Below are 20,159 nucleotides of genomic sequence, written 5' to 3'. Positions count from 1 at the left end.
CCCGCTACCTCAGCCGCAGCGTCGCCGCCGCGGTGCCCAGGAAGCCCAGGCGCTCGGCATCGGCCCCGCGCGTGTCCACCTCGGCGGTCACCGACAGGCCCGCGCGCAGCCAGTGCGCGGCTTTCGCCTCCGCCGGCTCCAGCACGATCTTCACCGGCACGCGCTGCACCACCTTGGTGAAGTTGCCGGTGGCGTTCTCGGGCGGCAGCAGCGAGAACAGCGCCCCCGTCGCCGGCGCCAGGCTGTCCACGCGGCCATGCACCTCGGCGCCGCTGTCGATATCCGCGCTCAGCACCACCTTCTGGCCCGGCCGCATGCGCCGCAGCTGCGTCTCCTTGAAATTGGCGACCACGAAGAGCCGCTGCGCCGGCGGCGCCACCGCGATGAGCTGCTGCCCGACCATCACGTGCTGGCCCAGCTGGGCCGCGCGGTTGCCGACGACGCCGTCGAACGGCGCGCGGATCACGGTATAGGACAGGTTGCTCTCGGCCAGACGCACCGCCGCCTCGGCGGTCGGCCGGCGCGCATCGGCCTGCACCACCTGCGCCTCGGCGACCGCCAGTCCCTGCTCCGCCGTCGCCCGCTGGGCCCGCGCCGAGGCCAGGGCCGCCTCGGCCTTGCGGGCATCGGCCACCGCCTGCTCGTTGGCCTGGCGCGAGGTCCAGCCGGCGCCCACCAGCGCGCCGCTGCGCCCCGCCTCGGCCGCCGCACGCGTCACTTCCGCCTGGGCCTGTGCGACCGCCGCATCGGCCTGCGCGATCGCCGCCCGGCTCAGCTCCACTTGGCGGCGCGTCGTCGCCGCGGCCGCGGCGACCTCGGCCGCGTTGCCGCGCGCCTGATCCAGCCGCGCCTGCCAGTCCGCCGGATCCAGCGTGATCAGCGGATCGCCTGCCTTCACCACCTGGTTGTCGGCGACATGGATCGCCGCGACATCGCCCTCGATGCGCGGGCCGAGCACGACGATGTCGCCCTGCACATAGGCGTTGTCGGTGCTCTCGATGAACCGCCCCTCGGCGAGCCACCAGTTGGCGGTCGCGGCGAGACCGATCAGCAGCACGACAGCCCCGCCGGTGCGCAGCATCGCCTTGCCCGTCCACCGCGAGCGGCGCGGGCCGGGGCTGGACTGACTGCCAACCGCGGCGGCGGGCTTGTCGGAAACGGCGTTCATCAGGGACGTCCTCGGGTGAACCGGGCAGTTCAGCGCGATTCGATTACGGGACGGCCCCGGGCAACGTCAAGGATGAACTGAACCGTTCAGTTCACTTCTCGGCTTGACGCAACCGGAGCATGCGGACCACGATCCACATATGGTTCAAGATGGCGTGACCCTCCCCGATGCCGACACCGAGATCTCGCCGAAGCGCCGCCAGGTGCTCGAAGCCGCGGCCGACCTGTTCATGGCGAACGGCTACGGATCGGTCAGCATGGAGGCCGTGGCGCGCGCGGCCAACGTGTCCAAGGCCACCCTCTATGCCTATTTCGAGTCCAAGGACCAGCTCTTCGCCACCATCGTCGGCGAGGCCTGCCGCCGCAACACGGTGAACGACGAGAACTTCCCCGCGGAGGTCGAGGACATCCGCGCCGAACTGCACAAGATCGGCGTCCGCGTCCTGGGCTTCCTGCTGCAGGAGCGGACCCTCGCCATCTTCCGCGTCGCCGTCGCCGAGAGCGGCCGCTTCCCGGAGCTGGGCCGCGCCTTCATCACCAATGGTCCGCAGGCCTTCCGCGACCGCTTCGCCGCCTGGGTCGCGGCCCAGGCCGCGGCCGGCCACCTTGTCGCCGCGGACACGCATGTCGCGGCCGAACAATTCATGGCGCTGCTGCGCGCCGGCCTGTTCCTGCGCGCGACCCTCGCCCTTCCCCCCGCACCCACCGGTGCCGACATCGACGCCACCGTCGCGGCGGCTGTCGAGACCTTCCTGCGCGCCTTCGGGCCGCCGAAATAGGCCCCCGCCCCGCGGTGGCGTCACCGCGGCGGCAGGGGCCCGTTCCTGCTCAGCTCTTCGTCGGCGCCGGTTTCGCCGCCGGAGTCGTGCGATGCTGCGCGCGCTGCGCCGAGGCATAGGCGTGCAGGTCGTCCATCGTCACATAGCCCTTATGGTCCTTGTCGATCGCATCGAAGTGCCGGACCGTCTGGGTCATCTTCGCCGACCGCGCCTGTTCTTTCGTCAGGTGCCCGTCATGCGTGGTGTTGGCGGCATCGAACCGTTGCTGCAGCGTCATGTGGCTGGTTGAAGCGGTCTTGCCCGCCGGCTTGGCCGCGGGTTTCGTGGCCGGGGCCGCCTGGGTCGACACCGACGGGGCCGGGCTAGCCGGTGCCGTCGCGGCCGGTGCCGGCGTCGTCGGTGCCGTGGCTGGCGCCATCGTGCCCTGGGCATGCGCATGTCCGGCCACCATCGCCAGCGCCAACGCGGGGATCATCCATCGCATCGTCGAACCTCCTCGATTCTCGCCGCGGGAGTCTAGACCACGCCAGGCACGCCTGGCGTGTCTTCTACGTTATCTCTGTGTCGTAACGGCGTGACGGATCACCGATACCGCATCCTCGATCTGCCCAAGGGTCACATCCAGATGCGTACAGGCCCGGCCGCGATACTTGCCCATCGCCGAGAACGCCACGCCCTCGCGTCGCACCCGGGCGGCCAGGGCCTCGGCGGTCAGCCCGGTGCCGGTCGTGTCGAAGAACACCAGGTTGGTCTGCGGCACCTCCACCGTGATGCCCTCGATCTGCGCCAGCCCCCGCGCCAGCACGCGCGCGTTCGCATGGTCCTCGGCCAGCCGGTCCACGTGGTGGTCCAGCGCGTACAGGCAGGCGGCGGCGCAGATGCCGCCCTGGCGCATGGACCCGCCGAGCCGCTGCTTCCAGCGCCAGGCCCGGCCGATGAACTCGCTGCTGCCGCACAGCACGGCACCCAGCGGCGCGCCCAGGCCCTTGGTGAAGTCCAGCCACACGCTGTCGAACCCGGCGACCATCTCGGCCGGCGCGATGCCGGCGGCCACGGTCGCGTTCGTCAGCCGCGCGCCATCCATGTGGGTGGCCATACCGCATTCGTGCGCGAAGGCGGCGATCGCGTTCAGCGTGGCCAGCGGCCAGACGGCGCCGCCACCCAGATTGGCCGTCTGCTCCACCTCCACCAGCGTCTGCGGCGGCGCATAGCGGCTCTTCGGCCGGATCGCCGCCTGCAGCGCCTCCAGCGAGAACTGGCCCTGCGGCCCGGACAGCCCGGTGATCTGCGCCCCCGTCAGCGCCGCGGCGCCGCCGCCTTCGCTGGTCAGGATATGCGCGGTCTCGTGCGCCAGGATCTCATCGCCGGGGCGGCAATGCGTCAGGATCGCCACCTGGTTGCACATCGTGCCGCTGGGCAGGAACACCGCGGCCTCCTTGCCCAGCAACGCTGCCATGCGCTCGCACAGCGCGGTCACGGTGGGATCGGTGCCCGCCTGCTCGTCGCCCAGCTCGGCCGCCACCATCGCCGCCTTCATCGCCGGCGTCGGCTTGGTCTGCGTGTCCGAATACAGGTTGACGCGCACGGGCGGCAGACCGGGGGGCGGGGGCGGCGGGGCATGGACCATGGGGCACTTCTCCGAACGGCTTCAGCGCGATTGCGCCGTGGCAGAGAAGCAGCAACCGGACGGATGCGCCAGACCCCGCGAATCCCGATCAGGTGTCGGGACCGGCCACGCCGAGACGGCCGAAGAACACCATCGGCCCCGTCGGCTGACCGGTCGGCGATCCGCCTTCCGGTTCGACGCTGATCTCGATCAGCATCCCCGGCGACGGCCGCACCGCGCCCCCCGGCATCATCGTCACCTTGCCGGGCTCATGCGGCAGCACGCCCATGCTGACCCGCGCCGTCGCCCCGACCGGTAGGCCCCATAGCTGCAGCGAGCGGCCCGATGGCGCCTGCAACTGCCGCCCCGTCGTCGCCGGCAGCGCGCTCAAGCGCAGCGCCCCGCTCCGGTCCACCTCGGCCATCAGCGCCGGCGCGTTCCGGTCGGTCACCAGCACGGTCATGATCCGTTCCGGCTCCGGCCGCGGCGCGAAGGCAAAGGCGGCGATCCCGGCCGCCACCGCCGTCGCCCCCAGCGCCCAGAACCGCCACACCCACGCCATCCGCGCCGCCCGCTTCGCCCGTGGTGCGCGTTGCGGCGCGATGCGCGCCTCGATGCGGTCCCATGTATCGGGCGGCGGCGCCTCCGGCCGCACCAACGTTGCCAGCGGCGCCAGCCGCGCCTGCCATGCCTCCACCGCCTTGCGCCAGACCGGATCGGCCTGCATGGCCACCGAGACGAGCTGGGCCGTGCGCGCATCCAGCGTGCCCAGCACGAACTCGCCGGCCATCGCCTCGCGCCCGGCCGGGTCGTCCGGCAGCCCGCCCGCAGGCCGCGCCGGCGCGCCGCTCACGACAGGCACTCCCGCAGGCTCAGCAGGCCGCGGCGAATCCATGCCTTCACCGTGCCCAGCGGCGCATCCAGCTTCGCGGCGATCTCCGGATGCGACAACCCATGCACGAACGCCAGCACGATGCCCTGGCGGTTCTTCGCCTCCAGCCGGCCCAGGCAATCGCGCAGCCGCGCGCCGCTCTCGGACGCCATCAGCGCCTCCAGCGCATCCGGATCGATGGCGGAATCGCCCAGGTTCGGATCGTCGCTCGCCACCTCGCGCCCGCGCGTGCGCGCCACATCCAGCGCCGCATGGCGGACGATGGCGGCCAGCCACGCCTCGGCACTGCCGCGCGCGGCATCGAACTGGCGTGCCCGCTCCCATACCTTCAGGAACGCGTCCTGCAGCACGTCCGCGGCACTGGAGCGATCGCGCAGGATGGCCATGGCAATCCCGAACAGGCGTGTCGACTGCCTGACATAGATGGCCCGCAGCGCCGCCCGGTCGCCGCGGGCGACAGACGCCAGCAGGTCGGTCAGTTCAGCCTCAGCTCGCATGACGCCCTGCCGACGCCACCGGACGCGCGACTTCGCAACGGCCGCATGCCATATGGCCGTCGTTACGAAAACTCATGTCTTCGCCGGCTGCGGCGCGGGCCCGGTTGCCGATGCCGGCGGCGGCCCATACACGTCGCGGGCGCGCTTGAGGAAGGCATTCACCATCCGGCGCACCGCTTCGTGGAACACCACACCGATCGCCGCCTGCAGGATGCGGCTGCGAAACTCGAAATCGACGAAGAAATCCACCCGGCAGCAATGCGGCTCGGGCGTGAACGTCCAATGGTTGTTCAGATAGCGGAACGGGCCCTTCTCGTAGCGCACCCGGATGTCCCAGGGCGTGTCCGCGCTGCCGCGCTGCAGCGTCACCCGGCTGGTGAAGCTCTCGCGGAACGGCCCGAAGCCGATGGTCAGGTCCGCCACCAGTTCCGTCTCCGTGCGGGTGCGCACGCGCGCACCCACGCACCACGGCAGGAACTGCGGATAGCGCCCGACATCCGCCACCAGGTCGAACAATTGTTCCGCCTGGTATTGGACGACCCGGCTCTCCGCATGGGTCGGCATGCTAGTCCGCGGCCGCGGCGAGCTGGGTCTCGCGGGCCGCCTTCAGCTGCGCGAAATCGGCATCGGCGTGATACGAGCTGCGCGTCAGCGGCGTCGCCGACACCAGCAGGAACCCCTTGGCCCGCGCCAGCGCCGCGTACTCCGCGAATCCCTCGGGGGTCACGAACTCCGCCACCGCCGCATGCTTCACCGTCGGCTGCAGATACTGGCCCAGCGTCAGGAAATCGACATCGGCCACGCGCAGGTCGTCCATCACCTGCATGATCTCCGCCCGGCCCTCGCCCAGCCCGACCATCAGGCCGGACTTGGTGAAGATCGTCGGATCCAGCCGCTTCACCGAATCCAGCAGCCGCAGCGACTGGTAGTAGCGTGCGCCCGGCCGGATCGACGGATACAGCCGCGGCACCGTCTCCAGATTGTGGTTGAACACGTCCGGCCGCGCCTGCACCACCACCTCGGCAGCGCCGGGCTTGCGCAGGAAATCCGGCGTCAGCACCTCGATCGTGGTGGCCGGCGCCGCCTCGCGCACGGCGCGGATCACGGCGGCGAAATGCGCCGCCCCGCCATCGGCCAGGTCATCGCGGTCCACCGACGTGATCACCACATGCCGCAGCCCCAGCTTGGCCACCGCATCGGCCACGCGCTGCGGCTCGGTCGCCTCCAGCGCATTCGGCTGCCCGGTGCGCACGTTGCAGAAGCTGCAGGCGCGCGTGCAGGTGTCGCCCATGATCATCATGGTGGCGTGGCGCTGCGACCAGCATTCGCCGATATTCGGGCAGGCCGCCTCCTCGCACACCGTCACCAGCCCGTGGCTGCGCATCAGCTCCCGCGTCTCGTGATAGACGGGGTGCGTGGGCGCCTTTACCCGGATCCAGGCGGGCTTGCGCTGGATCGGGTTGTCCGGGCGGTGCGCCTTCTCGGGGTGGCGCACATCCAGGCGATGATCGATGACGACGCGGGTTGACATGCTCGCTTCCGCCGTAAGTGGTCAGGCTACAGGCCAGAGCAATATCGCCAGAGGTGGAATCACCGGGCGATGAAATTGCTCGTCAAAACAATAATCCAGAGCATGATCGGTGCCTCTATCCGCACCGATCACGCTCTAGAAGTGGATGGCGCGTCCGTAGGCGTCAAGCACGGCCTCATGCATCGTCTCGGAAACCGTGGGATGCGGAAACACCGTGTGCATCAGCTCCGCTTCGGTGCTCTCCAGCGTCCGCGCGACGGCGTAGCCCTGAATCAGCTCGGTCACTTCGGTGCCGATCATGTGCGCCCCCAGCAATTCGCCGGTGTTGGCGTCGAACACGGTCTTCACCATGCCTTCGGGCTCGCCCATGGCGATCGCCTTGCCGTTGCCGATGAACGGGAACCGTCCGACGCGCACCTGATGCCCCTCGGCCTTGGCGCGCGCCTCCGTGAGCCCGACCGAGGCCACCTGCGGCCGGCAATAGGTGCAGCCCGGGATATTGGTCCAGTCGATCGGATGCACGTCGTTCACGCCTGCGATCTTCTCCACGCAGACCACGCCCTCGTGGCTCGCCTTGTGCGCGAGCCAGGGCGGCCCCGCGAGATCGCCGATGGCGTACACGCCCGGCTCCCCGGTGCGGCACCATTCGTCGATCACCACATGGGTGCGATCCACCTTCACGCCCGTGCCTTCGAGGCCGATGCCCTCGACGTTGCCGACGATGCCCACGGCCGAGATCACCCGATCGACGGTGATCTCCTGGTTCTTGCCGCCGGCCTCCACCGTCACCGTCACGCTGTCCGCGCCCTTCTTCACGCCCTTCACGGCGGCCGACGTCAGGATCTTCATCCCCTGCTTCTCGAACGACTTCCGGGCGAACGCCGAGATCTCCTCGTCCTCGACCGGCAGCACGCGGTCCAGCACCTCCACCACCGTCACCGCCGCACCCATGTTGCGGTAGAAGCTGGCGAACTCGATGCCGATGGCGCCGGAGCCGATCACCAGCAGCGATTTCGGCATCGCCGCCGGCACCATCGCCTCGCGATAGGTCCAGATCAGCTTGCCGTCCGATTCCACGCCCGGCAGCTGCCGCGCCCGCGCCCCGGTCGCCAGGATGATGTGCGGCGCCGTCAGCGTCGCCACCGGCTTGCCGTCCTTCTCCACCGCCAGCCCGTGCTTGCCCGCGAGCTTGCCGCTGCCGTCGAACACCGTGACCTTGTTCTTCTTCAGCAGATGCGCGACCCCCGACGACAACTGCTTGGCCACCCCGCGCGACCGCTTCACCACGGCCCCCAGGTCGTAGCGCACGTTGTCGGCGGCGAAGCCGAAGTCCTTCAGGTTGTGCAGCAGATGATTGATCTCGGAACTGCGCAGCAGCGCCTTGGTGGGAATGCAGCCCCAGTTCAGGCAGATCCCGCCCAGATGCTCGCGCTCCACCACCGCGGTCTTCAGCCCGAGCTGGGCCGCGCGGATGGCCGCGACATAGCCGCCGGGGCCACCGCCGAGAACGATCACGTCGAAACTCTGGTCGGCCATTGTCCGGTTCCTTTTCAGGCCGCAACCGCGGCCAGCGTCTCGCCACTGAGCTGCTGCATCGTCCACTCGTCCTTCGGCCGGGCGCCGAGCGAGCGGTAGAACTTCACCGCCGGCGCGTTCGAATCGAGCACGGACCACTCCATGCGCGCGCACCCCTCGGCGATCGCACGGCGCGCCAGTTCGCGGAACACGGCGCGCCCGATCCCCTGGCCGCGCCGCTCGGGCAGCACGTAGACGTCCTCGAGATACAGGCCGGGGCGGCCGGTGAACGTGCTGAAATTGTAGAACCACAGCGCGAAGCCGACGGGCTGCCCGTCGGCCTCCACGATCATGGCCTGGCAACGCGCCGGCGCGCCGAACAGCGCCCGGGCGAAATCCGCCTCGGTCGCCACCGCCTCGTGCGACAGCTTCTCGTACTCGGCGAGCGCCTGCACGAAGCCGGCGACGATCGCCTCGTCGCCGGGAACGGCGTCGCGGAAGGAGAACGCGCCGCTCACAGCATCAGGCTCAGCGGGTCCTCGACGATGCGCTTGAACTCGGCGAGCCACTCGGCCCCGAGCGCACCGTCCACCACCCGGTGATCGACCGACAGCGTGCAGGTCATCACCGTCGCGATCCCCAGCGCCCCGTCCTTCACCACCGGCCGCTGCTGCCCCGCGGCCACCGCGAGAATGGCGGCCTGCGGCGGGTTGATGATGGCCGAGAAGTTCGACACCCCGTACATCCCCATGTTCGAGATCGAGAACCCGCCGCCCTGGAACTCCTCGGGCTTCAGCTTGCCGCTTTTGGCCCGGGCGGCCAGGTCCTTCATCTCGTTGCTGATCGCCGCCAGGCCCTTCTGGTCGGCCTTGCGCACGATCGGCGTGATCAGCCCGTCGGGGATCGACACGGCCACGCTGATATCGACGTCGTCGTACAGAACCAGCGCCTCGTCGGTCCAGCTCGCGTTCACCCTGGGCACGCGCCGCAGGGTCAGCGCCGCCGCCTTGATGATCAGGTCGTTCACCGACAGCTTGAACGCCGCCGGCCCTTCCTTCGCGCTCTTGGCGTTCAGCTCGCCGCGCAGCTTCAGCAGCGCATCGAGTTCCACATCCATCGAGACATAGAAATGCGGGATCGTCGCTTTCGCCTCGGTCAACCGCCGCGCAATCACCTTGCGCACGGTGCTGTGCGGCACCAGCGTGTGCGGCCCCGCGATCGCCGGCGCGGGCGCCTTGGCGGCCGGGGCGGCTGCCGGCGCCGCCATTGGCGCCGCGGCCGCAGCGGGCGCCACGCCGCGCTGCTGTGCGGCATCGATATCCGCCTTCACGATCCGCCCGCCGGGTCCGCTGCCTTTCAGCGCCGCCAGGTCGATCCCGGCCTGCTTGGCCATCCGGCGCGCCAGCGGGGAAGCGAACACACGCTCGCCCGCCGCCTGCCCGTCAACCTTCGCGGCCGGCGCCGCCGGTGCGGCGGCGGCCGCCACGGGCGCCGGAGCAGGAGCAGGAGCAGGAGCAGGAGCAGGAGCAGGAGCAGCCGCCGGCTGCGGCACAGCCGGCGCCGCCGCAGCGGCCGGCACCGCCTCGCCCGGCTCCACCAGCACGGCGATCGGCTCGTTGACCTTCACCCCGGCGGTACCGTCGGCGACCAGGAGCTTGCCCATGACCCCCTCGTCCACCGCCTCGACCTCCATGGTCGCCTTGTCGGTCTCGATCTCGGCGATCACGTCGCCGGCCTTGACCGTATCGCCTTCCTTCTTCAGCCAGCGCGCCAACGTGCCCTCGGTCATCGTCGGGCTCAGTGCGGGCATCAGGATGTTTGTGGCCATGGCTGCGTTCCCCTACCCAGATGATCAGACGATTTTCCGAACGGCGTTGACCACCCAGTCAGGCTGCGGGAGGGCAAGCTTCTCCAGGTTCGCGGCATAGGGCAGCGGCACGTCCTCGCCGTGTACCCGCACCGGCGGCGCGTCCAGCCAGTCGAAGCACTGTTCGATGATCTGCATGTTCACTTCGGCGCCGATGCCGGCGAACGGCCAGCCTTCCTCCACCGTCACGATGCGGCTGGTCTTCTTCACGCTCGCCGCGATCGTGTCGATGTCGAGCGGCCGCAGGCTGCGCAGGTTGATCACCTCGGCACTGATGCCCTGCTCGGCCAGCGCCTCGGCCGCCTTCATGGCCACGCCGACCATGATGCTGAACGCCACGATCGTCACGTCGGTGCCGGCGCGCTCGACCTTCGCCTTGCCGATCGGCAGCACGAAGTCCGGATCGACGGGGCATTCGAAATGCTGCCCGTACAGGATCTCGTTCTCCAGGAAGATCACCGGGTTCGGATCGCGGATCGCCGCCCGCAGCAGCCCCTTGGCGTCGGCCGCCGACCACGGCGCCAGCACCTTCAGCCCGGGGCAATGCGCGTACCAGCTCGCGTAGCACTGGCTGTGTTGTGCGGCCACGCGGCTCGCCGCACCGTTCGGGCCGCGGAACACGATGGGGCAGCCCATCTGGCCGCCGGACATGTACAGCGTCTTGGCCGCCGAATTGATGATCTGGTCGACCGCCTGCATGGCGAAGTTGAACGTCATGAACTCGACGATCGGCTTCAGCCCGTTCATCGCCGCACCCACGGCCATGCCGGCGAAGCCGTGCTCGGTGATCGGCGTGTCGATGACGCGCTTGGGCCCGAATTCCTCCAGCAACCCCTGGCTCACCTTGTAGGCACCCTGGTACTGCGCGACTTCCTCGCCCAGCAGGAACACGGCGTCGTCCGCGCGCAGCTCGGCGGCCATGGCATCGCGCAACGCCTCACGCACCGTCAGCGGCGCGGTCGGCCCCCAGTCCTTCTCCGCCGCCGGGGCGGCCGCCGCCGGCGCCGCATGCACGGGTGCCGGGGCCGCAACCGGTGCGGGGACTGCTACCGGAGCCGGCGCCGGGGCCGGCGTCGCGGCCGCGGACACATCCTCGCCATCGGCCGCGAGCACCGCGATCGGCGTGTTCACCGCCACCCCCTCGGCCCCCTCCGGCACCAGGATCCGCGCCAGCTTGCCTTCGTCCACCGCCTCGACCTCCATGGTCGCCTTGTCGGTCTCGATCTCGGCGATCACGTCGCCGGCGCGCACGTCGTCGCCTTCCTTCTTCAGCCAGCGCGCCAGCTTGCCCTCGGTCATCGTCGGCGACAAAGCGGGCATCAGGATCTGGGTCGACATGGTGCTCAGCCCTCCACCAGCACGTCGGTATACAGCTCCGACGGATCGGGCTCCGGGCTCGTCTGCGCGAAATCCGCGGCGTCCTGCACGATCGCCTTGACCTCGTCGTCGATCTTCTTGATCTCGGCCTCGTCCACGCCCAGCCCCTCCAGCTTGTGCCGCGCCCCTTCGATGCAGTCGCGCTCGCTGCGCATCTTCTGCACTTCCTCGCGGGTGCGGTACTTGCCGGGATCGGACATCGAATGGCCGCGATACCGATAGGTCTTCACCTCCATCAGGTACGGCCCCTTGCCGGCGCGGCAATGCGCCACCGCCGCCGCCGCCGCCTCATGCACCGCCTCCACGTCCATTCCGTCCACCTGCACGCCCGGCATGCCCCACGGCGCGCCGTTCTTCGACAGGTCGCGGCTGGCCGTGGCGCGGTCCACCGACGTGCCCATGCCGTATTTGTTGTTCTCGATCACGTAGATCACCGGCAGCTTCATCAGGCTCGCCAGGTTGAAGCTCTCGAACACCTGGCCCTGGTTGGCCGCGCCGTCGCCGAAATAGGTCGCGCACACCCGGTCGTTGCCGCGATACCAGTTGCTGAACCCGAGCCCCGTGCCCAGGCTCACCTGCGCGCCGACGATGCCGTGCCCGCCGAAGAAGTTCCGCTCCTTGCTGAACATGTGCATGGAGCCGCCCTTGCCGTGGGAATACCCCGTGCTCCGCCCGGTCAGCTCGGCCATCACACCGCGCGCCTCCATGCCGGTCGCCAGCATGTGGCCGTGGTCGCGATAGGACGTGATCACCTGGTCGCCCTCGCCCAGCGCCATCTGGATGCCGACCACCACGGCTTCCTGGCCGATATACAGGTGGCAGAACCCGCCGATCAGCCCCATGCCATAAAGCTGCCCGGCCTTCTCCTCGAAGCGCCGGATCAGCAGCATGTCGCGATAGGCCCGCAGCAGCTCCGCCTTGCCCAGCCCGGCCTCGTCCTGGCCCGACCTGGTCTTGCCGCGCTTCCTGGTCTCCGCAGCCTGCGCCATGGCGCCATCCCCCCACGCTTGAGCCATCGGGCCCGGCGGTCCGAGCCTGTCAGTCAAACACCTAGCGGCGGCCACCGCACCAGACAAGCATGCCGTATGCAAACCATTCTTGTGCAACGCAATAGTGACCATTAACCGCATTGCGGTTAACCGCTTGTCCGACGCGGAAAGCGGCGCCGAGGCGCCCGGCCGCCGTTTCACCAACCCCCCTGCTCCGAGACCGATTCTTTCGTACCCGGCACCATCTTCGCACTGAGATTGCCACCGCACGGCCCGGATGGCGAGCCCACGCGCAGACGTGATGTCTGCCGCCATCGCGCACAGGAGCACGAGATGACCCTCCCCCCCGGCTTTCGCCGCCTCGCCTGGTCCAACCTCTCGGCCCAGGCCGCCGAGCAGGTTTCGCTTGCCGCCGCGCCGCTGCTGGCGGTGCTGTTGCTCGGCGCGGGCGCGGCCGGCACCGGCCTGCTTTCGGCCGCCCAGACCCTGCCGTTCCTGCTGCTGTCCCTGCCGGCCGGGCTGCTGGCCGACCGCATGCAGCGCCGCCGCCTCATGGTCATAGCCGAGCTGGTCCGCGCCGCCGCATTGGCGCTGCTGCCGGTGCTGATCTTCGCCGACATGCTGTCGTTGCCGTTGCTGGCCCTGATCGGCGCCGCCACCGCCACGGGCACGGTGGTGTTCAGCGTCGCCGCCCCGGCTCTGGTGCCCGCACTGGTGCCGCGCGCGCAGCTGACCATCGCCAACACCCACCTGGAACTGGCCCGCAGCCTGGCTTTCGCCGCCGGGCCGCCGCTTGCCGGCACGCTGGTCGCGTTCGCCGGCGGCAGCGCCGCCTTCATCCTGGCAGCCGCGCTCTCGGCCGCCGCCGCCCTGCTGCTCGCGCGCTTGCCCGAGTCGCCGCGCGCGCCCGCGCCGCCGCGCCGCATCCGCGCCGAGCTCGCGGAAGGCTGGCGCTTCGTCGCCCGGCACGACCTGCTGCGCCCGATCATGGCCACCGCCGTCGGCTGGAACCTCTCCTGGTTCGTCCTGCAGGCCGCCTTCGTGCCGTTCGCCGTCACCCGCCTGGGCCTGAGCGCCACCGGCATCGGCCTCATCATGGGCGCCTATGGCGTGGGCATGGTCGCCGGCGCCGCGCTGGCCCCATGGCTCGGCGCGCGCGTGCGCTTCGGCACGCTGATCGCGAGCGGCCCGGCCGCCTCGGTCGCCGCCGCCGCCGCCATGGCCGCCAGCACGGCGCTGCCGTTCGCCATCCTGCCGATGCTCGGCTTCTTCCTGTTCGGCGTCGGCCCGATCCTGTGGACGATCGGCCAGACCACCCTGCGCCAGGCGGTCACGCCGCCGCACATGCTCGGCCGCGTCTCCGCCCTGGTGATGATGGCCACCGCCGGCGCCCGCCCGATCGGCGCCGCCCTGGGCGGGCTGGTCGGCGAGATGATCGGCCTGGAAGCCGCCATCCTGCTCGCCGCCGCCGGCTTCGTGGCGCAATGGCTGGTCATCGTCGCCTCGCCGGTGCCCCGCCTGCACGCGCTGCCTGAGCCAGCAGGTTAATACCGGACGCCGGTTAGAACAGACGCTGCCCGCTGCCGTAGGGCACGATGATGTCGTTGGGATCGGACAGGTTCAGCATCGCCCGCGACCGCTCGTCCAGCGAATCCGGGTCCAGCCGGCTGGTGCGCAGCGCCGTCACCCGGCGCTCCCACGCCGCCAGCTCGATCTCGGCGCGCTGCAACTCGGCCTGCGCCGCCTTCAGGTCGTCCTGGCGCAGCGCATAGGCCTGCAGCCCGCGATCGCCCTGCGTGGCCTGCCAGAGGAAATAGGTCACCAGCGACAGGAATACCAAAGGAGGTATCGCCGCCTTGCCCTTGCGTTTCAGCCCGCGCGCAATGCTCATCGCTCAGCCCGTACGATCGGCCACATAATTCTTCGGGATCATAGCCGAGGAATCGGCCAAGTACAAACTGGCGTTACAAACCGCCGTTGCAATGCCAAAGCGATGTCTCGGTTTTGCCACGGCCGGGGCGCTCCCTTCCATCGGCGACGACATCGCCGCAACAAAGGAGCCCCACGTGTTCCACCGTCCGATCCTGCTCGCCGCCGCCGGCGCCCTCGCTTTGCTCGCGGCCACTCCCGCCCACGCCGACTGGGACCGTGGCAACAGCGGCTGGCGCCACCAGCAATGGCGCGCGCCGGCGTGGCGCGACCGCCACTGGCGCCCGCACGACTGGCGCGCGCATGCGTGGCGCCCGTACCACCCTTACCGCTCCTACGCCCCGCCCGCCGCCTACCATCCGCCGCATTACGGCTATTACGGCCGCTGAACGCTTAACCCCTCCCGCCCGCGCGGGAGGGGCCTGCGCTGCTCAGCGCCGCAGAATGTTCCGCCCGGCATAGCGCGAAGCCGCTCCCAGCTCCTGCTCGATGCGGATCAGCTGGTTGTATTTCGCGGTGCGGTCGCTGCGCGCCAGGCTGCCGGTCTTGATCTGCCCGCAATTCGTCGCCACCGCCAGATCGGCGATCGTCGCATCCTCGGTCTCGCCGGAACGGTGGCTCATCACCGCCTTGAACCCGGCCCGGTGCGCGATCTCCACCGCCTCCAGCGTCTCGCTCAGCGTGCCGATCTGGTTCACCTTCACCAGGATCGCATTGCCCGTTCCCTGCTCGATGCCGCGCAGCAGCCGCTCGGGATTGGTCACGAACAGGTCGTCGCCCACCAGCTGCAGCTTGCCGCCCAGCGCCTCGGTCAGCAGCTTCCAGCCGTCCCAGTCATCCTCGGCGCAGCCGTCCTCGATCGAGGCGATCGGATAGCGCGCCGCGAGATCGGCGAGATAGGCAACCATGCCCTCGCGATCCAGCACCTTGCCCTCGCCCTCCAGCCGGTACATCCCGTCGCTGAAGAACTCGGTCGAGGCGCAATCCAGCGCGAAGGTCACATCCTCGCCCAGCCGGTATCCCGCCTTCTCGCAGGCCCGGCTGATGAAGGCCAGCGCTTCGTCGGCAGATTTCAGGTTGGGCGCGAACCCGCCCTCGTCGCCCACATTGGTGTTGTGGCCGGCATCGTGCAGCTGCTTCTTCAGCGCCGCGAAGATCTCCGCCCCCATCCGCACCGCATCCGCCAGGCTGCCCGCGCCCACCGGCTGCACCATGAATTCCTGGATGTCGATCGGGTTGTCGGCATGCTTGCCGCCATTGACGATGTTCATCATCGGTACCGGCAGCATGCGCGCGAACACGCCGCCGACATAGCGGTACAGCGGCATGTCGCTCTCCGCCGCGGCCGCCTTGGCAACCGCCAGGCTCACGCCCAGGATCGCGTTCGCCCCCAGATTCGCTTTGTTCGGCGTGCCGTCGAGCTCGATCATCGTCTCGTCGATCAACACCTGCTCGCTCGGGTCCATCCCACCGATCGCATCGAGGATGGGCCCCTCGACATTGGCGACCGCCTGCTGCACCCCCTTGCCGCCGAACCGCGTCGTGTCGCCGTCGCGCAGTTCCACCGCCTCGTGCGCCCCGGTCGAAGCGCCCGACGGCACGGCCGCCCGCCCCGCGGCCCCGCTGTCCAGAACCACGTCAACCTCGATCGTCGGGTTGCCGCGGCTGTCCAGGATTTCACGGGCAGTGATGTCGGCGATGGCACTCATGGGGTCACCTGTCCACAGGTTGTTTCGGGCGGCGGTGGCGTATCACCCCATCCGGTTTCGTGCCACCCCGTCAGTCGTCGGCCCGCCCGCCCAGATCGGTATAGAAGCGCAGCAGATAGCCGTCCGGATCAATCACCACGAATTGCCGGTTGCAGGACAGGAAATTGCCGGTCCTGTACCACTTCACTTCCATGGGCAGCCGGATCAGCGCGCCATTCGCCAGCACGGCCCGGTGCAGCGCCTCGACATCGGGCACGCGGATCTGCAGGTTCATGCCGCGGCCGTTCGGATATTCCAGCAATCCCGCCAGGAAATGCCGCCCCACCGCCTGTTCCAGCATGATCTCCGCGCCGTCGCGGCCCAGATAGGCGAAGCGTTTCTTCGGCCGTTCCCACATCACCCGGAAGCCCAGCTCGTCCCGATAGAATGCCACGCTGCGGCAGATATCGGCCACCATCAGCTCTGGCACCAGGACAGCCATCAGTCCTGTTTTGCCAGTGCGTCGAACGCCTTCAGTCGCGCGATCAGCGCCGGCATCTCGCGCAGCGGGATCATGTTCGGCCCGTCGCTCGGCGCCCGCTCCGGGTCCTCGTGCGTCTCGATGAACACCGCGGCCACCCCCACCGCGAGCGCCGCCCGCGCCAGCACCGGCGCGAATTCCCGCTGCCCGCCGGACGACGTGCCCTGCCCGCCCGGCTGCTGCACGGAGTGGGTCGCGTCGAACACCACGGGATATCCGGTGCGCGCCATGATCGGCAGCGCCCGGAAATCCGTCACCAGCGTGTTGTAGCCGAAGCTCGCGCCGCGCTCGGTCAGCAGGATGTTCTCGTTGCCTGTGCCCGCGATCTTCGCCGCCACGTTCACCATGTCCCAGGGCGCGAGGAACTGCCCCTTCTTCACGTTGATCGCCCGCCCGGTCTCCCCGGCAGCGATCAGCAGATCGGTCTGCCGGCACAGGAAGGCGGGGATCTGCAGCACGTCCACCACCTCGGCGGCGGGCGCGCAGTGCTCCACCGCGTGCACGTCGGTCAGCACCGGCCGGCCGAAGCGCTCGCGCACGGCGGCCAGGATGCCCAGCCCGTGCTTCAGGCCCACGCCACGCGCGGCGGCGGCGCTGGTGCGGTTGGCCTTGTCGAAGCTGCTCTTGTAGATCAGCGGCACCCCCGCCGCGGTGCAGATCTCGTCCAGCGCCGCCGCCATTTCCAGCGCGTGCCCCAGGCTCTCGATCTGGCACGGCCCGGCGATCAGCACGAAGGGGCGGTCATTGGCGATCGCGATGCCACCGACCCGCACGGCCCGTGCCTCAGACAAGGCGGGCCTGCTTCACGGCGGCTTCGATGAACCCGCGGAACAACGGATGCGGCGCGAACGGCTTGGACTTCAGCTCCGGATGGAACTGCACGCCGATGAACCAGGGATGCCCCGGAAGCTCGACGATCTCCGGCAGCACCCCGTCCGGCGACATGCCGGAGAAGCACAGCCCGGCATCCTCCAGCCGCTCGCGATAGCGCACGTTCACTTCGTAGCGATGCCGGTGCCGCTCGGAGATCTCGGGGGCGCTGTCATACATCGCGCGCACCAGCGAGCCTTCGGCCAGCACCGCCGGATAGGCGCCCAGCCGCATGGTGCCGCCGAGATTGCCGCCGACGCTGCGCCGCTCCATTTCGTTGCCGCGCGCCCATTCGGTCAGCAGCCCCACCACCGGCTCGTCGCACGGCCCGAACTCGGTTGAGGACGCGCGTTCCAGCCCGGCCAGGTGCCGGGCTGCCTCGATCACCGCCATCTGCATGCCGAAGCAGATGCCGAAGAACGGCACAAGCCGCTCGCGCGCGAACCGCACCGCCTCGATCTTGCCCTCGCTGCCGCGCTCGCCGAACCCGCCCGGCACCAGGATGCCGTGCACGCCTTCCAGCTTCTCGACCCGATCCGGCTGCTCGAAGATCTGGCTGTCGATCCAGTCGAGCTGAACCTTCACGCGATTGGCGATGCCGCCATGCGCCAGCGCCTCGGACAGGCTTTTGTAGCTGTCCAGCAGGTTGGTGTATTTCCCCACCACCGCGATGCGCACCTCGCCCTCGGGCGCGCGCACGATGTTGACGATGTTCTGCCAGCGCGAAACATCCGGCTCCACCGCGAAGGGCAGGCCGAAATGACGCAGCACTTCGCGGTCCATGCCCTCGGCGTGATAGCTGATCGGCACGTCGTAGATCGTGTCCACGTCCAGCGCCGGGACCACCGCCTCCGGCCGCACGTTGCAGAACAGCGCGATCTTGCGCCGTTCGTTCACGGGGATCGGCCGGTCGCTGCGGCACAGCAGCATATGCGGCTGGATGCCGACGCTCAGCAGCTCCTTCACCGAGTGCTGCGTCGGCTTGGTCTTCAATTCGCCGGCCGACGGGATGTAGGGCACCAGCGTCAGGTGCACGAACATCACCTGCTCCGGCCCCAGCTCGTTGCCGAGCTGGCGGATCGCCTCCAGGAACGGCAGGCTCTCGATGTCGCCCACCGTGCCGCCGATCTCGATCAGCGCGAAATCCAGGCCGGCGCCGGTGTCGCGGGTGATCGCCTCCTTGATGGCGTCGGTGATGTGCGGAATCACCTGCACCGTGGCGCCCAGGTAGTCGCCGCGCCGCTCCTTGGCGATCACCTCGGCATAGATCCGCCCGGTGGTCGCGTTGTCCGCGCGCGTCGCGGACACCCCGGTGAAGCGCTCGTAATGGCCGAGGTCGAGGTCGGTCTCGGCCCCGTCATCGGTGACGAACACCTCGCCGTGCTGCAACGGCGACATGGTTCCGGGATCGACGTTCAGATAGGGATCGAGCTTGCGCAGCCGCACGGAATACCCGCGCGCCTGCAGCAGCGAGCCTAGCGCCGCCGAGGCGATACCTTTGCCGAGGGATGAAACCACGCCGCCGGTGATGAAGACGAACCGCGTCATGGGCGGCCAGTATAGAGGCGCGCCCGAGTCTCGGGAAACCCGTACAGCATGGCTTGAGTCCTGATAGGTGGAATGCGCCGGGCGCAGGTCGGCGCGCGCCCCGCTTCGCGAGTGGTTGGCGGAAGGCTTACCGGGTCGGAACCGTCGGGCCGGTGGGCGCCGGTGCGGGCGCGGGTTCGGCCGGCGCCGAGGTCTGCGGCGCCGGCGGCGTGTCCAGCAGCGACCGGCCGACGCCGGTGGTGCCCCGGTTCATCAGCGCCAGCGTCAGCGACAGCGCGAAGAACAGTGTGCCCAGGATCGCGGTGGTCCGCGTCAGCAGGTTGGCGGTGCCGCGCCCGGACATGAAGCTGCCCATGCCCTGCGACGTGCCGATCCCCAGCCCGCCGCCCTCGCTGCGCTGGATCAGCACAACGCCGATCAGGGCGAGCGTCACGAACAGATGGATGATCAGCAATACGGTCGTCATCGGAATCCCCGGGGCTTCGCCGCGCCTTCTACAAGCCCGGCGCCAGATTGCAAAGTCGAGCCCCCCAACTCCCCCTCTCCCCTCGCGGGAGAGGGCCGGGGTGAGGGGGCGAACCCGAAGGAAGCCAGCCGCCTCCCCCCGCCCTTACCCCCGCGCCGCCTGCGCGATCGCCAGGAAATCCGCCGCGTTCAGGCTGGCCCCGCCGACCAGCGCCCCGCCCACCTCCGGCACCGCCAGCAGGGCCGCGGCATTGGACGGCTTCACCGACCCGCCATACAGGATGCGCACCCCAGCCCCCGCCGCGCCCAGCAGCCGCACCAGTTCGTCGCGGATGAACGCATGCATCGCCGCCACGTCGGCCTCGGTGGCGGTCCGCCCGGTGCCGATCGCCCAGACCGGCTCATAGGCCACCACACCCGCGAACCCCTCGGGCAGGCTGCCCGCGAGCTGCGCGCCCACCACCGCGGTTTCGCGCCCCGCCGCCCGCTCGGCCTCGGTCTCGCCCACGCACACAATCGGGGTCAGCCCCGCCGCCACGGCCGCCGCCGCCTTCGCGCGCACCGCCGCATCGCTCTCGCCATGATCCGCCCGCCGCTCGGAATGGCCCAGGATCACCCAGGACGCCCCGGCATCGCGCAGCATCCGCGCCGACACATCGCCGGTATGCGCGCCGTTCGGCCTGGCGTGGCAGTCCTGCCCGCCCACCGCCACCGCCGAGCCGACCAGTATATGCGCCACCGTCATGACCATGGTCGCCGGCGGGCAGACCAGCAGATCGCAGCCCAGCCCGTCCGCGCCACGCCGCAACGGCCCCACGATCGCCGACGCCTCGTCCAGCAGGCCGTTCATCTTCCAGTTGCCAGCGATCAACTGACGCATATACGCCTCCGTTCCAAC

Annotated in this window: 22 protein-coding genes; 3 read left to right on the top strand and 19 right to left on the bottom strand. The window is 69.9% G+C overall.

From position 1 onward, the window contains the following. Window positions 1-4 precede the first annotated feature (4 nt). Window positions 5-1,168 carry an HlyD family secretion protein gene (locus OL599_RS12825; protein ID WP_264714168.1) on the bottom strand — a complete coding sequence of 388 codons (1,164 nt, stop codon included), beginning with the start codon at window positions 1,166-1,168 and terminating at the stop codon, window positions 5-7. Between the two features lie 154 nt (window positions 1,169-1,322). On the opposite strand from OL599_RS12825, the gene OL599_RS12820 reads away from it, so the two are divergent. Continuing rightward, window positions 1,323-1,946 (top strand): TetR/AcrR family transcriptional regulator, encoded by a 624-nt coding sequence (locus OL599_RS12820; protein ID WP_264714167.1) that lies wholly within the window; start codon window positions 1,323-1,325, stop codon window positions 1,944-1,946. Between the two features lie 49 nt (window positions 1,947-1,995). On the opposite strand, the gene OL599_RS12815 is transcribed toward OL599_RS12820, so the two are convergent. From OL599_RS12815 to pdhA, 11 genes are all read right to left on the bottom strand, one after another. Then, the gene (locus OL599_RS12815) at window positions 1,996-2,430 is read right to left on the bottom strand and encodes an EF-hand domain-containing protein (RefSeq protein WP_264714166.1); all 435 of its coding nucleotides are present in this window, start codon (window positions 2,428-2,430) and stop codon (window positions 1,996-1,998) included. 69 nt (window positions 2,431-2,499) lie between these two features. Beyond that, window positions 2,500-3,573, bottom strand: a complete 1,074-nt coding sequence (locus OL599_RS12810; RefSeq protein WP_264714165.1) for a threonine aldolase family protein — start codon at window positions 3,571-3,573, stop codon at window positions 2,500-2,502. An 88-nt stretch (window positions 3,574-3,661) separates the two neighbouring features. After that, entirely contained in the window at window positions 3,662-4,405 is a 744-nt protein-coding gene (locus OL599_RS12805; RefSeq protein WP_264714164.1) for an anti-sigma factor, read from the bottom strand. Beyond that, entirely contained in the window at window positions 4,402-4,941 is a 540-nt protein-coding gene (locus tag OL599_RS12800; RefSeq protein ID WP_264714163.1) for a sigma-70 family RNA polymerase sigma factor, read from the bottom strand. The genes OL599_RS12805 and OL599_RS12800 overlap by 4 nt, the downstream gene beginning before the upstream one ends. Before the next feature lie 72 nt (window positions 4,942-5,013). Continuing rightward, entirely contained in the window at window positions 5,014-5,505 is a 492-nt protein-coding gene (locus OL599_RS12795) for a type II toxin-antitoxin system RatA family toxin (RefSeq protein WP_264714162.1), read from the bottom strand. Between the two features lies 1 nt (window position 5,506). Beyond that, window positions 5,507-6,472, bottom strand: a complete 966-nt coding sequence (lipA, locus tag OL599_RS12790) for a lipoyl synthase (protein ID WP_264714161.1) — start codon at window positions 6,470-6,472, stop codon at window positions 5,507-5,509. A 135-nt stretch (window positions 6,473-6,607) separates the two neighbouring features. Further along, window positions 6,608-8,008, bottom strand: coding sequence for a dihydrolipoyl dehydrogenase (lpdA, locus tag OL599_RS12785; protein ID WP_264714160.1), 1,401 nt, complete (start codon window positions 8,006-8,008; stop codon window positions 6,608-6,610). Window positions 8,009-8,022: 14 nt separating this feature from the next. Further along, a complete protein-coding gene (locus OL599_RS12780; RefSeq protein ID WP_264714159.1) occupies window positions 8,023-8,505 on the bottom strand; it encodes a GNAT family N-acetyltransferase in 483 nt (160 codons plus the stop codon). After that, window positions 8,502-9,815 carry a pyruvate dehydrogenase complex dihydrolipoamide acetyltransferase gene (locus OL599_RS12775; protein WP_264714158.1) on the bottom strand — a complete coding sequence of 438 codons (1,314 nt, stop codon included), beginning with the start codon at window positions 9,813-9,815 and terminating at the stop codon, window positions 8,502-8,504. Before OL599_RS12775 ends, OL599_RS12780 begins: the two co-directional genes overlap by 4 nt. Window positions 9,816-9,839: 24 nt before the next feature. Continuing rightward, a complete protein-coding gene (locus OL599_RS12770; RefSeq protein WP_264714157.1) occupies window positions 9,840-11,192 on the bottom strand; it encodes a pyruvate dehydrogenase complex E1 component subunit beta in 1,353 nt (450 codons plus the stop codon). 5 nt (window positions 11,193-11,197) lie between these two features. Further along, complete coding sequence (gene pdhA, locus OL599_RS12765) at window positions 11,198-12,220, bottom strand: pyruvate dehydrogenase (acetyl-transferring) E1 component subunit alpha (RefSeq protein ID WP_408886937.1); 1,023 nt, start codon at window positions 12,218-12,220, stop codon at window positions 11,198-11,200. Window positions 12,221-12,553: 333 nt separating this feature from the next. On the opposite strand from pdhA, the gene OL599_RS12760 reads away from it, so the two are divergent. After that, window positions 12,554-13,768: an MFS transporter gene (locus OL599_RS12760; RefSeq protein ID WP_264714156.1), complete on the top strand. Its 1,215-nt coding sequence runs from the start codon at window positions 12,554-12,556 to the stop codon at window positions 13,766-13,768. 13 nt (window positions 13,769-13,781) lie between these two features. Here the strand turns inward: OL599_RS12760 and OL599_RS12755 are convergent, their stop codons facing one another. Next, window positions 13,782-14,111 (bottom strand): FtsB family cell division protein, encoded by a 330-nt coding sequence (locus OL599_RS12755; protein WP_264714155.1) that lies wholly within the window; start codon window positions 14,109-14,111, stop codon window positions 13,782-13,784. Between the two features lie 175 nt (window positions 14,112-14,286). Here OL599_RS12755 and OL599_RS12750 point away from each other — a divergent pair, with 175 nt between their 5' ends. After that, entirely contained in the window at window positions 14,287-14,538 is a 252-nt protein-coding gene (locus tag OL599_RS12750; RefSeq protein ID WP_264714154.1) for a hypothetical protein, read from the top strand. Window positions 14,539-14,580: 42 nt separating this feature from the next. Here OL599_RS12750 and eno read toward each other — a convergent pair whose 3' ends face one another. The 6 genes from eno to tpiA all read right to left on the bottom strand — a co-directional run bounded on the left by eno (window position 14,581) and on the right by tpiA (window position 20,141). Continuing rightward, window positions 14,581-15,858, bottom strand: coding sequence for a phosphopyruvate hydratase (gene eno / locus OL599_RS12745; protein WP_264714153.1), 1,278 nt, complete (start codon window positions 15,856-15,858; stop codon window positions 14,581-14,583). A gap of 70 nt (window positions 15,859-15,928) precedes the next feature. Beyond that, the gene (locus OL599_RS12740) at window positions 15,929-16,339 is read right to left on the bottom strand and encodes a bleomycin resistance protein (protein WP_264714152.1); all 411 of its coding nucleotides are present in this window, start codon (window positions 16,337-16,339) and stop codon (window positions 15,929-15,931) included. After that, complete coding sequence (gene kdsA / locus OL599_RS12735; RefSeq protein WP_264714151.1) at window positions 16,339-17,169, bottom strand: 3-deoxy-8-phosphooctulonate synthase; 831 nt, start codon at window positions 17,167-17,169, stop codon at window positions 16,339-16,341. Before kdsA ends, OL599_RS12740 begins: the two co-directional genes overlap by 1 nt. Beyond that, window positions 17,162-18,796: a CTP synthase gene (locus OL599_RS12730; protein ID WP_264714150.1), complete on the bottom strand. Its 1,635-nt coding sequence runs from the start codon at window positions 18,794-18,796 to the stop codon at window positions 17,162-17,164. The genes kdsA and OL599_RS12730 overlap by 8 nt, the downstream gene beginning before the upstream one ends. 127 nt (window positions 18,797-18,923) lie before the next feature. Then, a complete protein-coding gene (gene secG, locus OL599_RS12725) occupies window positions 18,924-19,262 on the bottom strand; it encodes a preprotein translocase subunit SecG (protein ID WP_264714149.1) in 339 nt (112 codons plus the stop codon). 144 nt (window positions 19,263-19,406) lie between these two features. Then, window positions 19,407-20,141: a triose-phosphate isomerase gene (gene tpiA / locus OL599_RS12720; protein WP_264714148.1), complete on the bottom strand. Its 735-nt coding sequence runs from the start codon at window positions 20,139-20,141 to the stop codon at window positions 19,407-19,409. Between the last annotated feature and the right edge of the window lie 18 nt (window positions 20,142-20,159).

The sequence above is a fragment of the Limobrevibacterium gyesilva genome (assembly GCF_025989185.1).
GTDB lineage: Bacteria > Pseudomonadota > Alphaproteobacteria > Acetobacterales > Acetobacteraceae > Limobrevibacterium > Limobrevibacterium gyesilva.
The sequence above is the reverse complement of the archived record's forward strand: the minus strand, read 5'-3'. Positions and strand labels throughout refer to the sequence as shown.

Coding starts and splice junctions, on each gene's coding strand:
- OL599_RS12825 (WP_264714168.1), bottom strand. CDS start 1,168: ATGAACGCCGTTTCCGACAAGCCCGCCGCCGCGGTTGGCAGTCAGTCC.
- OL599_RS12815 (WP_264714166.1), bottom strand. CDS start 2,430: ATGCGATGGATGATCCCCGCGTTGGCGCTGGCGATGGTGGCCGGACAT.
- OL599_RS12810 (WP_264714165.1), bottom strand. CDS start 3,573: ATGGTCCATGCCCCGCCGCCCCCGCCCCCCGGTCTGCCGCCCGTGCGC.
- OL599_RS12800 (WP_264714163.1), bottom strand. CDS start 4,941: ATGCGAGCTGAGGCTGAACTGACCGACCTGCTGGCGTCTGTCGCCCGC.
- OL599_RS12795 (WP_264714162.1), bottom strand. CDS start 5,505: ATGCCGACCCATGCGGAGAGCCGGGTCGTCCAATACCAGGCGGAACAA.
- lipA (WP_264714161.1), bottom strand. CDS start 6,472: ATGTCAACCCGCGTCGTCATCGATCATCGCCTGGATGTGCGCCACCCC.
- lpdA (WP_264714160.1), bottom strand. CDS start 8,008: ATGGCCGACCAGAGTTTCGACGTGATCGTTCTCGGCGGTGGCCCCGGC.
- OL599_RS12775 (WP_264714158.1), bottom strand. CDS start 9,815: ATGGCCACAAACATCCTGATGCCCGCACTGAGCCCGACGATGACCGAG.
- OL599_RS12770 (WP_264714157.1), bottom strand. CDS start 11,192: ATGTCGACCCAGATCCTGATGCCCGCTTTGTCGCCGACGATGACCGAG.
- pdhA (WP_408886937.1), bottom strand. CDS start 12,220: ATGGCGCAGGCTGCGGAGACCAGGAAGCGCGGCAAGACCAGGTCGGGC.
- OL599_RS12760 (WP_264714156.1), top strand. CDS start 12,554: ATGACCCTCCCCCCCGGCTTTCGCCGCCTCGCCTGGTCCAACCTCTCG.
- OL599_RS12755 (WP_264714155.1), bottom strand. CDS start 14,111: ATGAGCATTGCGCGCGGGCTGAAACGCAAGGGCAAGGCGGCGATACCT.
- eno (WP_264714153.1), bottom strand. CDS start 15,858: ATGAGTGCCATCGCCGACATCACTGCCCGTGAAATCCTGGACAGCCGC.
- OL599_RS12740 (WP_264714152.1), bottom strand. CDS start 16,339: ATGGCTGTCCTGGTGCCAGAGCTGATGGTGGCCGATATCTGCCGCAGC.
- OL599_RS12730 (WP_264714150.1), bottom strand. CDS start 18,796: ATGACGCGGTTCGTCTTCATCACCGGCGGCGTGGTTTCATCCCTCGGC.
- secG (WP_264714149.1), bottom strand. CDS start 19,262: ATGACGACCGTATTGCTGATCATCCATCTGTTCGTGACGCTCGCCCTG.
- tpiA (WP_264714148.1), bottom strand. CDS start 20,141: ATGCGTCAGTTGATCGCTGGCAACTGGAAGATGAACGGCCTGCTGGAC.